General features: G+C 60.1%; 3 protein-coding genes and 1 tRNA gene. All 4 read right to left on the minus strand.

Going from position 1 to position 15,569, the window contains the following annotated elements:
- Positions 1-10,623, minus strand: a complete 10,623-nt coding sequence (locus LB453_RS17730; RefSeq protein WP_103795174.1) for a hemagglutinin repeat-containing protein — start codon at positions 10,621-10,623, stop codon at positions 1-3.
- Between the two features lie 101 nt (positions 10,624-10,724).
- Positions 10,725-12,449, minus strand: a complete 1,725-nt coding sequence (locus LB453_RS17735) for a ShlB/FhaC/HecB family hemolysin secretion/activation protein (protein WP_103795175.1) — start codon at positions 12,447-12,449, stop codon at positions 10,725-10,727.
- A gap of 1,099 nt (positions 12,450-13,548) precedes the next feature.
- Positions 13,549-13,624 (minus strand) — tRNA-Thr (locus tag LB453_RS17740).
- 187 nt (positions 13,625-13,811) lie between these two features.
- On the minus strand, positions 13,812-15,560 hold the full coding sequence (locus LB453_RS17745) for an amylovoran biosynthesis protein AmsF (protein WP_103795176.1): 1,749 nt from the start codon (positions 15,558-15,560) through the stop codon (positions 13,812-13,814).
- Positions 15,561-15,569: the final 9 nt, after the last annotated feature.

The raw sequence follows: 15,569 nt of genomic DNA on the forward strand, positions 1-15,569 counted from the left end.
TCAATTAGGATGAAAGTTCCGCACAGTTCCAGTAGTTTTATCTACATATATTCTGAAACTGACACCATCAACAGTTGCAGTTGCTTGCCCATTAGAACTTGCCATCGCATCCTTATATCCTTTCGCGGCAGCTTGCTGTCCTAAATCTAAAATCTTTTGGTCTGTGAAAATAGCAGGATCATAAATTGTTTTCGGCAATTCTGCTGCTTTGTACCCAGTCACATTACCAGCCCTGTCATAAGAAGGAATTTTATATACAACATGAGTAATGCCGGGAACACTGGTAGGTGTTTCACTGACAATTTGTATATTGTACTCTTTCGCCGCGTCATAAAACGCATTCGCATTATGACCGCCTGAGACACCGCTTTTCTGCGTAAATCCATCAACTGTTGCTAGGTGCTTTGGCTGATTAATGCTGAAATTTATGCCCGATGGATAAACAACAACTTTTTCAGCCAGGCTACTGAGTTTACTGACAGCCGCCGCACCCAACACTGGTGTCATCGAAGCCGCAACCGCCTTCATCCCGTCATAGGTTTCGACATAGTTTTCAGCCGTCGCCTTATCCACACCAAGCTGCACCATCGCGTAGTTCACCATCGCATCCTTCACCTGCTGTTGATTCTGTGCATCAACGCTGGTGATGTTCAGCAGGTTTACGATGTTGCCGTACGCATCCGCATACTGCTGGCTGGCTTTCGAGTTGTAGTTACCGAGATTTTCGTACTCGCTCTTCGCCGCTATCACTTCAAGCCTTGCCGTGGCACAGGCCGCACTTCCGGCACCGCCATTGCTACAGGCATTAATAACTTTCTTATCACTGCTGATGTCTTTCTCTACCAGACGGGCCACATCCTGCTGCGCCTTTTCACGCTCTGCCGGATCTTTACTGTTTTTAAGCGTCTGCTTCGCTAACTCAAGCTCAGTCTTCTCACTGACGCTCAGCCAGTTATTCTCAACCGCATTTTTCCCCGCCTGCGCCGCGGCCAACGCTCCCGCAGTATCCCCCGTCGCCAGCCCGCCTGCAAGCCCCGCCGCCAGCTGGCTCAGCGCGCTCACCTGCTGCTTCTCGCTTTCGTTCAGCTGCTCCGCCGTCCTGCCCGGGAACAGTTGCCCGGTGATGACCCGCGCCGCCAGCTCCCCGCCGCCGGCGCCCAGCCCGCCTGCCAGTCCTGACTGGTTGTTCAGCTGCGCCGTCACCGCGCCCAGCACCGCATGCGCCATCGCGTTCGCAGCGATGTTCTCTTCGCCTACCCGCTTCTTGATTTCCGTCGCCAGGTACGGCGAGGTGCCGCTCGCCAGCGCCCCGGCCAGGTTATTGCCCGCCAGCGCCGTCAGCGCGCCCGTCACTGCCTGCGCCGCCTTCTGCAGGTCGCTGCCGGTGCCGTACTGCCGCATCGCGTTGTCATACGCCTGCTGCATCACCGCCGCATCGCTGACCGGTCTGCCGTTCGCTTCCCTTTCCAGCTGCTGCCGGGCCTGCGACAGCGCCTCCGGGTCGGTCTGCGCCTTCAGCCCGGCGATGTCGCCCTGAGTGCGGATAACGTCCATCGCCTGGCCGCCAATATCCCCGATAAGCTGCGCCTGCTTCAGCCGGTTCTGCTCTTTCTCCTTGTCGAATATCGGGCTGATGCTGCCGTCGCTGGCATGGTCGGTATCCCGGTTAAGCTGCGCCACATCCTGCTGCTGCTTGTCTTTGTCGCGGATAAGCAGCGTCCCCTCGCTGACGCCGGCTTTTGTTGTGCCCTCAGCGTGCCCGCTGCTGCCTCCCCCGGACAGCATCCCTCCGGCCATATTAGTCAGCAGGTTCCCGCCCACCGGCCCGCCGGTGCTAAACGAGCCGCCGCTGTGGCTGGTCTGGTAATCCGCCTGGTTGTGGATATCCGTCCAGCCCAGCGTGCCGGTATCGAGACGGTTTTTGTCTGCCGTTGCCGTGGAGGCGATAACCGCGCCGTCAAGCTGGGTATGTTCCCTTACGTGGACGTCAAACCCGCCTTTGCCCGCAAACAGCCCGGTCTGCTCTTTCACCGAATCGAAGTTGCTGTGCAGTTTGTCCTGGCTGGCGCTCACCCAGGCGGAACCGGTCATCGTGCCGAAGGTGAAGCTGCCGCCCGCGCTAACGTTTTGCTGGCTGGCGTCGTAGCGGTCGCTGTCCTGCTGGCTTTCAAGCAGCAGGTCACGGCCGACGTCGACGGTGATTTTCTCTCCGCTGGCCTGCGCGCCTTTAAGCGTGGTATCGCGGCCGCTGGTCACCCTGAGGTGGCTTCCGGCATCCAGGGTGGTTTCGGTATGCGTCAGGCTCTGGCCGTTCTCATGCCCTTTACCGGCATTGATCCCAGCCGAAACGCTGATGCCATAGCCCCCCGCGCCTGCGCCAATGCCCACGCCGATGTTACCGCCCTGGCTGCTGTTTTTGCTGACGCTGCTTTCGCTGTTCTGCGCCGACTGCAGAGTAATGTCGCGCGCCGCATCAAGCGATAGCTCCTTGCCCGCTTTCAGCTGGCTGCCGGTAATGGCGATATCGCCGCTTTGCGCACCCTGGTTCTTGCCGGTCGCCGTTATCGACAGGTTTTGCCCGGCGGTCAGCGTGCTGCCCTGCGACTGGCGGCTGTCGGTACGGGTTTCACTCTTCGACGACTGGCTGCCCCAGGAGGCGCTGATGCCGATGGTGTTGGTGGCACCCTGCGCCGCACCTTTGTCTCCCGGCTGTAAACCGGCAGCGGCGTTTTTCGCCTCCGCCGAGGCGGTCAGCGCATTATCCCGCTCCCACGCCTGTGCGGCCTGCACGCCGGAGAGCGCCGCTTTGGTGTTTTGCAGCGCGTTCAGGCGCCCGTCGCCTTCTTTTCTTGCCTGTTGCGCCGAGCTGACGGCGGTGTTGAGCGCGCCGCCCGCGGTGCCCGACAGCGCTATGGTCAGGCCGCTTTGTTTCTGCTCAAACGTTTCCTTGCGGGTACGCTGGTCATAGCCCGGGTCGATAGTCACGCTGTCGCCGGTAAGAGCCAGATCCTTGCCCGCCACCAGGTCGGCACCGCCAATATGCAGCTGGTTGCCCGCCGTGATGTTAACGCTGCCCTGACTGCTGCCGATGGTGCTGACGCTCTGGCTTTGGGTGGTGGCTTGCTCATCGACTTCGTGTTTGCTCGACTGTTTGCCAATCGTGAAACCGATGCCGCCGCTGCCCAGCAGACCGCTCTTTTTCTTCTCTTCCAGCAGGTAGTGCGTCTCGGTCTCAGTGGCCGCACCGATATCGACGTTATGGCCGGCCTGCAGGTTTACGTCCCGGTCGGCGACAATCGCCGAACCGGTGACCGTCAGGTCATTGCCCGCGCTGACGCTGACGCTGTTGCCACTCAGCAGCGTGCCTTTCTCGCGCGTGGTTCGGTCGTCGGTCACGGTGTGGCTGCTGCTCTTGTTCAGGAACCCTTTTTTCTGAGAGCGTTCCTCACTGTAGAGCGACTCGCGTTCGGTGGCGGTATTGAGAGTCACATCATTTTTCGCCTGGAGGAGGATGCCGCCCTGGTCACTGTGCAGAGCGCTGCCGGTGACGGTGATATCGCCCTCACGGCCGATAACCGTTATCCCCTGCCGGGCGCTGAAGGTGCTGCCGGTGCTGGTTTCACGTTCGCTTTCCTCATAGCGACTGCTTTTGGTTCTGCCCTCGCGTTTGTTTTCGCTGTCCAGAGCGAGCGTGTGAGCACGGGCGTCTTTGATGGTCACGTCCTGCGCACTGATGCCAATGCCGCCGTTTTTACTGTCAACCTGCGCGCCTTCGGCCTGCAGCTGGTTGCCCGCCACCAGCGTAACGCCCTGCGCACCGCTCAGGGTAGTGAGCGTCAGACGATCTTCCTGACGATCGTTGCTGACCGACGAGGTACGGCTGTTGGCGTCGAGGTGGGTGGTGTTGGTGGTGGTCTCAGCCCTGATAGTAATATCGTTTCCGGCCTGCACCTGCAGATTGCCACCGGCACTGGCCTGACTACCTGCGAGCGTCACGTTATGCCCGGCATTAAGCATAAGGTTGCCGCCAGCGTTAAGCTCGCTGCTCAGCGCCTGCTGCCATTCGCCGCTAATGTGCGCCATCCGGGAGCCAGCCTCTTCCATGCCGCTGCTGTTACGGTTCCCCATCGCGCCGGAGATGACCTCAAGGTCGGCCGTGCGGCTGCTTTTCGCCGCAGTGATGGTCAGATCGTTACGCGCACTCAGGCTGAGGGTGTGTGTGGCGTCGAGTTTCGCGCCTGAGAGCGTGATATCGCTACCACTGAGACGGATGTCGTCGGCCCGCATCGTTGCCTGGCGCAATGCATCCTGCAGGTTGGTGCTTATTGTCAGGCTGTCGGCCCGCACGTCAATGCTGCCAGCCTGAATGTCGCCGCCCTGATGCAGGAACTGCCCGGCATCCACGGTGAGCGCCTTGTCGGCAAACAGGCTGCCGGCATTGGTGATACTGTCTGCCGAGAGCTGCAGATTACCACCGCTAATCATCGCGCCATCGCCAGTCAGACGCAGCGTGCTCTGCGCCAGATAGACCTTCGGCACCCACACCGACTGCGGGCCGTCGGCCGTTTGCACCGTCTCGCTCACCAGCCAGACAATATCCTGCTGCAGCGCCGCAATCTGCTCTGGCGTCAGGGCCACGCCCGGCACCAGATGGAAGTTCTGGGCGACTTCAGCGCCGTTATTCATCAGTTGCTGGTACTGCGCCATCGCATCCCAGCCCTTGAGTGAGGGTCTGCCGGTGAGTTTCAGCACCTGCTCGCGTACCAGGCGCTGCTCGTAAAAGCCGTCGCCCAGGCGCTTGTGCGCCTGCGCGGGGTTATACCCTACACGCTCAAGCATGTAGTCGCTGCTGATAAAGTTGTCGCGCCGGGTAAAACGCTCGTCGGTTACCACCAGGAACGGGCTGCCGCTCGCCGTATGCTGGCTGAACAGGGCGTTGTTGGGGATGGAGGTCGCCACGCTGTCCAGATGCTGTAGCTGCGTTAGCGCCAGCTCTGACGGCAGCAGCGGGCGACCCAGCGGTGAAGACGGCGTGGCCCCCGGGTAAGTCACTGCCTCACCCGGCGCAAGCTGCGTATCACCGCCAGCAACTCCCTCCCCTTCTACCGTGAAGGCCAGCGGGTTGCGCTTAAGTTCGGCGCGCTCGGCGTCAACGGCGTTTAATGCCGCCTCAAGCTGGCTGATTTGTGCCTGACTGACCGTGGTACTGGTAATGCTGGCCCCGTTGATGGTGACATTACCGTTGCCGGTGATAACGCCGTCAACGCTGGCCAGAGCCGTGGTCTCATCCCGGCTGAACTGCGGATACCAGTGGCGCCTGGACTTGTCATAGTGATCGACAATGACCTCCTGGCGCCGCTCGTTAATCGAGTAGCCTCGGTTGTCCACCGCACCCCCGCCCTCCTGGGTGAGATTGCCGTGGGCGGCGATCGCGCTGGCGTCGTTAAGCAGCTGACCGGTTATGCGCAACACCATATTGCCGCCTGCCAGAATACGCGCCCCGATACCCTCGCTTACCAGTTTGTCGCGCGTCACCGTGCCGGTAACGCTACGCTCACGCAGGTTGCTGTAGTCGGTAACGAACGGCGCGCTGTCGAGGTCGATGTGCTGTTCGGGATCCCACTGTTCAGTGCGAGTGCGATTGTCCTCACGCCAGACGGTATTGTGATAGGGGGTGGGCACATATCTCTGTCTGACTCCGCGAGTTTCATAGAAGGTCATCGCGTAGCTGCCGTCGGCGTTGGGCTGGAGTGCCAGATAGTTGACCCACAGGTCAGTCAGCTTGCCGACGTTGTTCTTCACCCGCACCTGCGCACGCTTACTCGCCGCATCAATAGCCAGCAGCGTACCGTATGGGTTGGTTTGCGCCGCCGCGTCATCCTGGAAAGTCAGCTGTTGGGTGGTCGGTGCCAGGGTGCTTTTATCGGAGATGACCGTTGGACCAAAGGAGCGCCAGTAATAGTTATAGCGGTGCCACTTGTAGTCGCTCTTCTCCGCCTCGCGCTCAATCACCAGCCCTTCGCGCAGGTTATTCAGCCGATGGGCTTCAATCCTGGTGTCGCCGTCCGCCTCAATAAAGCTCGCGCGGTTTTCAATCAGGTCATCGCTGTGCAGGTGCAAACGATCGCCGCTGTAGAGCAGAGCGCCCTGCTGGTTAGTCAGGCGCTCACTGACCTGCAATGTCAGGCTCTGGGTCGCCGCTATCACCGCAGACGCGCCGTGGTTGTCGATAGCGCGACCGCGCACGGCGATCGCGTCCCCCATCAGCGCCGCGGCGTTGTCCAGGGTATCGACGTTCAGCGTCATGCTGTCCGCTTCAATGCGCCCGCTGTTTTGCAAGGCTCCGGTCGTCAGCTGCAGCATTTTGCCCACCAGGGTGGCGGGATTGGCTATGCTGGCCGCGTTGAGCACCAGATTACCTGGCAGCAGCCAGTCCGCCAGGCTGGTAAAAGCACCGCTCAGGGAGAAGGTCACCGTGCCGTTACTGCTGAGGGTTTCGCCGGCCTGGCGGGTATAGTCCTGCTGCGCGGAGAGCGTCAGCGCCTGCAGCCCCAGCAGGGTGCCGTTCTGGTTATCCAGGGTGCGGGTATTCGCTGTCAGTGCGCCGCCGCTCTCCACGCGCCCGCCCTGGTTAAGCAGCGCCAGCGGCGAGTCGGTCGGTGACCGGTCGGCATTGATGTCGAGATTGCCGTTGGCCAGAATGCGCCCCTGGCGGTTGTCCAGCTGCGTTACCCCCGAGAAGGTCATCTGGCTGCTGCTCTGCAGGCGGCCTGCGGTATTGTCGATATCACGGGCGGTGATGTCGGATCGCGTGGTGCCCAGTATTAGCCCGCCATCGCGGTTGTTCAGGCGCTCGGCCAGCAGGCTGATTGCCGCCTGACTGCTTATCGTGCCCTGACCACTGTTATCGAGCACTCCGGTCTTCAGTGTCAGCCCCTGGGTTGACACTAATTGCCCGCCCTGGTTGTTTATCTGCACGCCCTCAAGCGCGAGCGCGTCGCCGCTGTGTACCTTGCCGTGCTGATTGTTAAGCTGGTCGATACGGTAGACGCCCGCCCCCTGACTGATAAGCGTCCCGCCGTCGTTGTGCAGCTGCGCTGAGGTTACTCTGATGCCGCCGCGGCTGCTGAACAGGCCGCGCGCATTTTCGATACCGGCCGCCGACACCAGCTGGTCGCCATTGCTGCGCACGGCACCGCCGCTATTCTCAAGCAAGCCAGCAATGCGCAGCGTCACCTGTTGCTGGCCCTCTATCGTCCCGCCGGCGTTATTCAGGGTTTGTGCATCAAGCTGAAGGGCCTCACCACTTTGCGCTCTCCCATCGCGGTTGTTCAGCGCGCCGCTCAGCGTAAGACGCTGTTGTTTCTGGCTGAAGAGCAGCCCGCCCTGCGTATTGTCGAGTGCGCGGGCGACGATACTCAGCCCCTCGCCAGCCAGCCACTGACCGCCAGCGTTATTGATGGCACCGGCCTGTTCGCCATCTCTGGCGCCCGCGACAGCAAGCTGCCCCTGCGTCGAGACCTTGCCGGCCCGGTTGTCGATCTCCCGCACAACGCGCAGCACCAGATCCTGGGCCGACTGCAGTACGCCTTTGGCGTTGCCCAGCCAGTCAGCCGCAAGGCGTGCGGCCTGCAGGCTCTGTACGCTGCCTTCGGTATTATCAAAACCGCCGCTGATAGCCTGCCAGCCGCCCTGACTGCCCATCCAGCCCTGCGCATTGACGATATCCTGCGCCTGCAGCAGCTGAGACGACTGACTAAAAATCCGCCCCTGGCCGTTATCCAGCTGGCCGGTAAACTGCATATCCAGGCTCTCCAGCGCGTTGATAGCGCCCTGGGCATTTACCAGATCTGCAGCGCGCACCTGGGTGTGCCCACTGCCGGTAAAGGTGCCACCCTGGTTGTTCCAGCCGCCGGTCAGGTTCAGGGAGAGCGCCTGCCCAGCGAAGATCATACCGGCGTCGCGGTTGGTCAACTGGCCACCCTGGAGGGATAAGTCACCGCCGCTCTGCAGTGACCCGCCGTCATTGTCGAACAGGCTGGCTGCGCCGCCCTTAATGGCAAGGGTCTGTTGCGCGGTCAGCTTGCCGGTGCCATTGAGGATATTGCCTGCGGCATCAAGGGTCAGGTTACCGCCGGACTGTAACCGACCGCCGCTGTTATCCAGCGACGCTGCGCTGGCGGTGACCTGGTGGCCGCCCTGAGCGGTGCCGCCCCGGTTGTCCCAGCGCTCATTAGCTTTAACAGAGAGCAGGTTGCCGGCTTCAAGCCAGCCAGCGGCGTTAACCAGCCCGCGCTCTGCCGTCAGGCTCACATCCTCCCTCGCCACCACCTTGCCCTGGGTGTTATCAAGCTGCCCGGTGGTCAGCGTAAGCGACTCGCCGCTGATTTCCCCTTCGTGGTTGTTCAGCGCGCCTTTACTGGTCAGCGCCAGCCGCTGTCCGCCCAGCAACTTGCCAGCCTCGTTGCGGATCTCTCGCGCTGACACAGTGGCTTGCCCATTGCCCTGCACCGTCCCCTGATGGTTGTTCAGCTCGCCCTCGCTGCTCACCGTCAGCGCCTGACCGGCACCCAGCAGCCCCTGCCTGTTATCCAGCCCCTGACGGGCTTGCAGGTCAAGCCGCCTCTCGCCAGTCACTCTGCCCTGCGTGTTATCCAGCCGCTGCGCCACCAGACGCACATCTCCACCGCTCAGGGTACCGGACGCGTTGTTCAGCTCGCCTCCCGTCTCCAGCGTCAGGCCGTTCCCGGCCAGCAGGTTGCCCCCGGCATTATTCACTGCGCCGTCGGCGTGAAGCCGGAGTGCCGCCTGGGTTTTTATCGTGCCGCTCTGATTATCGAGGCGGTCGGCATCCAGATGCAGGTCGCCATTGCTGCCCAGCGTGCCGCTGGCATTGTCGAGCACGCCGCCGACCCGCCAGCGTTGCGCGGTGCTGTCGAGCGCGACCAGGCGGCCACGCTGGTTGGTCAGCTGACCGGCCATAAGTGCCAGGCTGTGGGCCTCAATAGTGCCGGCGCTGTTATCCAGATGGTGGGTAAGAGTAAAGCGACTCTCGCTCGCCTCAGTCTGGGACCAGACCGCTTGCTGGTTAAGCAGCGTGCTGGCGTCAACCTGCCAGCGCCCCGCCTTGATTTTCGCCTGCTGCGCATCCACATCGCCAGCGGCACTTACGACCAGCTCACCGCTGTCAACGGAGGAGCGGCGCAAGCTAACGCCGCCTTCCCGCGCCTTCAGGGCGGTCTGTTCGGCTGCAACCTGCGCGCCGCTGATATCCACCTGGCGTCCGGTCGCGCTGAGGTTCTTTTTAGCGAGCAGGCTGCCACTGGCGCGGATATCCCCCTGGCTATCAAGCTGCAGGCTGGCATTATGGACCAGGGCGCTGTCGGCATTACTGCCCGCCAGCAGGTGGCCGCTGCTCTGGATACCGCGTGCAACGTTCAGCTGCATATTCCCGGCCGCCGCCAGCGTCCCGGACTGCGTTAACCTTCCTGCGCCCTGCAGGGTCAGCTGACCGCCGCTGTACACTTTACCGTGCGTCTCAATATCGCCTTTTGCTGTCAGCTGAATATCGCCGCCCGACTGCGTGGCGGCATCTGGCACATCAGCCCGCCAGCTGAGCCTGCCTTCGCTGCTGACGGTCAGGGTTTTGCCTGCCCGAACCTGTCCGCTCAGGTTACGCACGCCGACGCCCGCCTCGGTGCCGATCATACGGATACTGCCGCTGTACATCCCGCCCAGCTGGCCCATATCGATGGCAAACTCAGGCCTGGCACTGTTGTCGTCGGAAAGCGCCGTCGCGCTTTTGCCGTCCGCACTTACGCGGTTACGGCCAGCCACCACCGACACGCCTTCTTTCGCCCAGACGCCGGCGTTGATCTCCACCGCGCGCGCCAGAATGTCGACGTACTGGGTATCATGACGGGCATCACCGTTAAGCCCGCCGCCTTCGATGCGCACCACGCCGCGCTCGACCTGATACCCCGCCACGCTGCCGTCGGCGTTCAACTGCGGACGGCCTGTGGTCAGCGTCATGCGCCCGGCGTTGATGGTGCCGCAGCCGTTGCAGACAATCCCGGCAGGGTTAGCCACAATCACCTGCGCCTTGCCGCCGGCCACCTCCATAAATCCGCGCAGCTGGCTGGGGTTGTTGCTGTTAACCTCGTTGAGAATGACGCGTGCCGGTGCGGTATTGGGATTGAGGTTGGGATTCCCCTGGATCATCCCGGCCATCTGGGTCGAGGTCATCACCGCCGAGTTGTTGAGGATGGCGCCTCTGGCGTCAACATCGAACTGCTGATACTGGTTGTGCGAGACGCCAGCCTGGTTGGGGGCGGTGATGTTGACCTGCGGCAGGCCGTTCTGGGTAGTGATAACCTCTGGCCGCTGCGCCCGACTGGCAGCACCGTCCGCGACAATTCCGCTTGCCATGACGGGATCGGCGAACATCAACAGCGCAAGTAGCCACACTGACCGACGCACGGTGACCCACAGACGGCCTCCACCTGAGATCCCTGAGCCGATGCGCTGCCCCGGTTCGCTGCAGTAGCTGCGGGCCAGTTCAGAGACCACCCGCAGTTCCCCGTGGGTGCGGCTGAAGATAAGTCGATAGCAATGTTTATTCATAGCAGAGTCCATTCCCGGCCCGGTCTCAACACCATGCTGCATCGGGCCATCATTATTACGTTACCCGGCAACGCGAGGTCGCCACAAAGCAGTGCCCAGGGTCAGATTTCCAGGCTGACGCTAAAGCCCGCGGTCGCACCGGAGGTGTGGAACCCCTCAGGCTTGTATAGCGGTACACCGGCAAACAGGTCATAGCTGAATCGGCCCCACAGCGCGCCGCGCACGCCGAGTGCGCTGCCTGCCAGCTGATGCCCCACCAGATAGCGGGTGCCCGGGCCGTCCACCCGGCCATAGTCGGCGGCCAGGTAGAGTTCGTGCCCGCGAGAAAACAGGTTCCACGCGATTTCATTGCGCCACAGCAGACCTCTTTCGCCTGACAGCATCTGTTCGCCGTCGAAGCCGCGCACGGTGTAACGCCCGGCAATAGCCATTCGCTCCTGCGGCGTCAGCGCATTCGGGCTCCACTGGCTGCGCACGCTGCTATAGATCCGCCAGGGCTGCCCGCCCAGGGCAAAGGGAATCGTGATGGCGGCATCACCCAGCAGTATTCCGCTGCGCGCCGAGCCGTCGTGACTGGCTTCTTCCGGCGCACGCAGCGCCCCCAGCGCGCCGGTGCCACGTCGCCAGGCCAGCGACGCATCCAGCGTAGAGCGGCCAAGGTAACTGCGCTGGTTCAGCCCAATTTCCCAGCCGGCGGTTCGCCGCTTTTGCTGGGTCAGCTCAATGTCATTTACGTGATTGGTGGAGTGCCGGCGATAACCGCGCAGGTTGAGCGTGGTCTTGTGCGACTGGTCGCGGTAGAGCAGCCGGGAGAGAGTCAGCTGAATATTGTCGCTCTTGCCGCTGTAGCGCAGCGTCTCGTTGGCGCTGGGGATGTTCTGATGATAGGTGTAGTCGCTGTAGTTGGCCGAGAAGGCCCAGTATCCCACCGGAAAGAAATAGTTCAGCGTATGCGAACGGTTGCCAGACGGCCCGTGCTGAAACAGATCCTTGCCGATGTTGGCGTAGAAGAGATCATTCTGCGCAAAAGGGGCATCGATAGCGAGCGTGGCCGAGCCCAGATAGCGTCCGGTACTTCTGGATCCGCTGTCGTCCAGACCAAGACTGAGCCGCACCGGCCGCCCCTCGTGCCAGTTGACCTGCAGGTCACTGGTGGCTTCCCTGGCGCCGGGTACGATTTTGATGTCGACACTGGCGCTGGGTACTCTTCTGAAGTTCTCCAGCCCCTGCTCGATATCACGCAGGTTAAGAATATCGCCGCGTGAGGACGGAATGGCGTTCCACAGCCGGCCGCGCCAGGAGACCGGTTCCTCAAAGCGGATCTCTCCAATACGGCCAGGCTGCAGCGTCAGCGTCAACACACCTTTGGTCAGGTCCTGCTCCTGCGCCATCACGCGGGTTGTAACGTAGCCTTTGGCCAGTATGGCGTTCTGCACTTTATTGATGGCAAGCACAATGCCCTGCTCCCCCAGGCAGCGGCCTCTGGCATCTGCTGCCGCCTCAAGCGCCCACTGAAAGCGATCGGCCGACTCGCCAGCCAGGGTGAACCGGTTGATGGTAAAGCAAGGGGACTCATCGACCGGATAATCCGGCAGCATAACTTCAGGACGGGTAAGCCGCGTATCGGCCTGCGGCCTGTTCTGCTCAAGCAGGGCGCGCTCGCGCTCCTGCTGACGCTGCTGCTCCAGAGCATCAATAGCTGAAGCTGCCCGCTGCGGGGAATTTGCCTGCGCCGGTGCAGCATCAGCCCCGACTGAAATACACAGCCCTCCCGTAAATAAAAGAGTTAACGCCCTGCGCAATAGCGCTCCCTGGCACTTTATCATTATTAACTTTCCCTGGTGTAGAGCACGACTGATTAACAGGGCGCGCAATAAGGTCGATACACTGCCTGATTAAAAAACCAATAAGTGAGTGAGTGGCGATTATTATAATTTTTCATCTCTGCAAACATCAATAAGGCAATATAAGGCTCAGCGTAAAAATAGAACAATACACCTGAAAGCATTAGAAACCCATTTCACAATGCAAAGCAGCGGCGTCACACCAGGTAAATCATCTATTAAAGAGTAATATAACAGGTGAATATACACCCTAAGCCTGACTTTTAAATAACGGCGAAAATTAGAGTAACTAAAATAAAAACCAGGCAAATAATAATCACACAAACTATTCCAGAGGCATATACCCAGCCAGGCCGCATAGAATAAAAGCATTCATTTACATAGGGTTAATCAAAAAATGACAGCAATCGCAGCCAGAAACAACCCCATTCACATTACCAGCAAAAAAGTGGATTCGCTCCCTGATGGCATGCAAAAAAACACCCCCATAACTCTTAAATAATATTAATAAGATATTTTATTTCAGGCTCTCTGCTGGCAGGGATGAGGTTGGCATCCACCCTTCTATCGCAGCATTTTATTTATGCAAAATATAAAGCAGCACCTGCACTCCCATCACTGCAATTACAAATATGACTTTCCTGCAGCTATAAACCCCACCGGATGCCGCATATCTTCTTGAAATAACCTCCACGGAAAAATACAACGCTGCCTTATTATTTAGCCACCTCGATTCAAAATAATCTTAGCCGGATATAACCTTTATCCATCGCACCCGCATCGGGTCGCTCAATAAGCCATCATCCCTGCTGGGCAAAAGAATGTTCGCTACCCGATGCCCGGCACGACGCAGGCGCAGCCTGTGCCAGATCTGCTCTCGCGTGCTCCGATCGCCAGCCTCTGTCTGACAGGCAAAGCACGGCTTAACGCTGCAGGCTTTCAGGGAGGCAGATGGTTGGGTTAGGAAGGATTGATCATGGATTGCGGCTAAACCGGGTTGCTAACAGAGGAGAAGCGAGGGGGTCAGAAACTACAGGATATGAGGTTTTTTGATTCGGGAAGCGCTGGGGAGAGTGTAAACTGGTGCCGGAAACAGGAGTCGAACCTGCGACCTTCGCATTACGAATGCGCTGCTCTACCAACTGAGCTACACCGGCATAGAGGCGAGAACTACGGGGCATTAAGTTAGAAAAAAGCGTCACTTCCGTCAAGAGCCGCAGCGCGCGGATGCTGCTTTTCTCGTCATCTGGCAAGGAAAAGAGCACGCTCCTCTCCTTCCCGCACGTTTCAGACGCCAGAAACAAAAAAAGGCGAGGCCGTAGCCTCGCCAAAACGTGCCGCTCATCAATCGTAATAAGGAACCTTGCGGTCGGTACCATTGATATTGATCAGCACAAAGCCCGAAGGCGTGGTTTTATTTGTCGGCGTACCCGCGGTCGTCGCGAGCGTGACTACGCCTTTCTCGTTGGCGCCGATACCCGCCACTCCATTGTGCAGGCCAAAGCGCGCTGCCGGCTTCAGCGTCCCCATTTTGGTGGTATCCGTTACTACCGACATATCAGACTGGAACAGAGAACATGAACCGGTATCGAAGCGCGTCGGGCCGGTACATTTCAGGTTGAACATGGTGTCCCCACTGTTCGCGGCCAGCTTTACCCAGACCACCGCGTAGGTGGTACCCACACGGCTGTAGCGGATATCCAGCACGGCCGGCTGCCCCATATGGTGGGCATCGGCCCAGACGGTTTCCAGCCGCTGCAGGTTAATCCAGGTTTTACCGGTTCCCACCATATTCACCGGCGAGGCGGCGGTGGTAGATGGCGAGGTGGCGTCGCCTTTGCCGATCATCTCGATCACCCACTGCTGGTTGGCGTTGGGGAAGAAGAACTGACCGAGGCGATACCAGTTATCGGTGCTGGTATTGTTGGTCACCTTATAACCGCTGAAGTAGCCTACCCGCAGCGAGCCGGTCATAAAGGTGCCGTGGTTTTCATCACGGCGATAACCATACTCAAAGGTAGAGAGCCAGCGGCCGCTGGCGGCGTCCTGAGAGATTCTCGCGCCCGACTGCAGGCCGATCTGACGCATCACCACGCGCGCATTGTTCAGATTGAACGGGTTGCCGCAATCCTCAATGTTCAGCGTATCGATGGTCCAGCCGCCGTCGGAGAGATCCCCCGGGTTGCGCGTATGCTCAATCCAGACGTTGCGCATAATCCCCTGGGTAACGCGCGGCATATAGAGCGTGGCGTCGCCGTAGCCGGTCTGGAAGTTGGCGTTGCTCAGCTCGATCGCCGTCGAGTGGTCCCAGACGCCGCGCGGTGAGTTTGACCAGCCTACATCGAACACGCGCGAATAGGTGTAGAGGGTATAGATCTGGTCGAACTTACTGTCGAGCGTATCCAGCAGCTTGAACACCGTGCCGCCGGTGTTCTGCGCGCGGAAGCAGTGAATATTCACCGTCTCCCCTTCGATACAGGTGTTCTCGAAGAACGGCTGCTTGTTGCTCACCAGATCGGCGGTGATGGTGCCGGTATTGGCGACGGTATCGGCGCTGGCCTGACCGTTCCACGCCATACCGGTAATCACCGTGCGGCGCGCTTTTACCTTGAACACCGGCGCATCGCTCTTGTCGGAGATAATGGTGGTGCGCGGCAGCGAGCCCAGCGGCGAATCGTCGCCGAGCAGACCAAAGAAGGTCGCGTCGGTGGCGCTGAGGTCGATCGGCTTGATCAGGAACTTACCGCCAGGGAAACGCACGGGCAGCGCAACGCAGTTGGCGTTCCAGGTTTTAGTCCAGTTGTACATGCGCATAAAGGCTTCGGTGTCGTCGGCGTAGCCGTCCCCTTTCGCGCCGAAGTGCAGCACGTTCAGCTCTGCGGGATCGTTAATGGTGCGCTTCCAGTAGAAACCGTCACCTACCGCAATGGTGCCGCCGTCATCTTTCAGCGTGGTGGTGCCGATAAAGCCGACGAAATCGCCGCCGCCGCGGAAGGTGGAATCCTTGTCGTAGTAACGGTTCAGGCTGGCGACCTGGCCTGCTGCTGCGGGTTTGGTGGTACGCAGTTCGGCAAATGAGTTCACTTCAATCATGGCATCCTC

This window comes from Pantoea agglomerans, assembly GCF_020149765.1.
GTDB lineage: Bacteria > Pseudomonadota > Gammaproteobacteria > Enterobacterales > Enterobacteriaceae > Pantoea > Pantoea alvi.